The organism is Vannielia litorea (genome assembly GCF_018424695.1).
Lineage (GTDB): Bacteria > Pseudomonadota > Alphaproteobacteria > Rhodobacterales > Rhodobacteraceae > Vannielia > Vannielia litorea_A.
Genome location: NZ_QTNQ01000191.1, coordinates 1 through 1,359, shown reverse-complemented (window position 1 = coordinate 1,359; position 1,359 = coordinate 1). Strand labels below are relative to the sequence as shown.

General features: G+C 52.2%; 1 protein-coding gene. It reads right to left on the bottom strand.

Annotated elements, in window-relative coordinates:
* Nucleotides 1-118 precede the first annotated feature (118 nt).
* Nucleotides 119-1,024, bottom strand: coding sequence for a hypothetical protein (locus DYI42_RS23875; RefSeq protein ID WP_342344733.1), 906 nt, complete (start codon nt 1,022-1,024; stop codon nt 119-121).
* Nucleotides 1,025-1,359: the final 335 nt, after the last annotated feature.

The following is a 1,359-nucleotide window of genomic DNA, read 5'->3' as shown; positions in this document are numbered from 1 at the left end:
GGGGGAGGGTTGGCAAGGGGGAGAGACGGTTCAAAAAGCGACATTCAGATGGTCCGTCGCTTGCATCTTATTATCGATTTGGAACGACTTGCGCCCGCCGTTAGGCGGGCGCAACTTCTCAGGTGCGTCCGATTGACTTCGGAGTTTTGTAAGCGTCTATAATTTGTGTGGCGTTACTCGCAGGCAGGCTGCCAGACTTTACCTTACCTTGAAGGTAGGTACTCAGGTTAGCCTTGCGGTAGACTTCACGCATCCATCGGTGAAACTCACCAAGCGCTTCCTCCGGATAACAGAACGCCTCCTGCGGACCGGCGGCAGATTGTGGATAGTACTCAGGATACTGATGCAAGAATTTGCCGCGCATCCCATGAACCGAGTCAAGGTTCTCATCTCTCCAATACTTCGACCATGCCTTGCCGACGCTAATATCGGGGATAAAACTAGAGTCGATCTTTACGTCCCTAGCGATCAACGCGGCAAATAGGTCGGCGATCTCTTTGAAAACGCAGAAGTACCCATCAGGCACCGAACCGTGTACAGTCCCAACTCGATCCATGAATTGCCTTGTCGAGAAGTCGCGGACTGACGCACCGCGCGACAAACCAACTTGTTCATAGACAAAGTCCACGAAGCCCTTCCGGGCGAGTGTGCGGTAAGCCTTTTTAGCGTGGTCGTTGGCTGTGCCGCTATCTAAGGCATAATACTCCAACACGGCCATGCAAACATTCTCGGGGAACGCGTGATAAATGGTTCCGCCGCGCTGGACTGGAAGAAAGGCCGATCCGTCGTCCCCATCCATGTCCCGGATGCTCTTCTTAATAATTGAGATGCGTTTTTTTATTGGGACTTCTTGCCAGTCGTTGGTGATCTTGATGATGGTGGAGTGATCAACTCCGCAGAGTCTGGCAAGGCCGCGACCCGTCAAATAGGGAGCCCCGTTGCTCAGTACTCCCATCCCGACCCCATCGGCTTCGACTTCGGTGACGATGGTTAAGTCAAGCTCGAGCTGCTGGGTGGTGCTCACTTTCGGTGATACTGCCATAAAATTCCTCTTTGTCAGTAGCTTAAGGTTATGCCCAAACGGGCGTTTTAGCCGTTCCTGAACAGAGGTTTATCGTTTCTTCGTTGCCGAAACCTAACTTAACGATTATCTACAACGTATCTACACGAACCAACTCACCTCTGACACGCGATCGGCGGACACCGAAATACGTGCAGAACCTTTGAGAGATAAGCACTAGCTTTTCCTTTTCAAGGGCCACCCGCAGAAATGCGGGTATTTTTTTGGGTTGCGGTCACTGGGCTTCACAGTGCCCCCTTCAAACCCCCTCCCCAAACTCATCCACCAAACTCTCCACC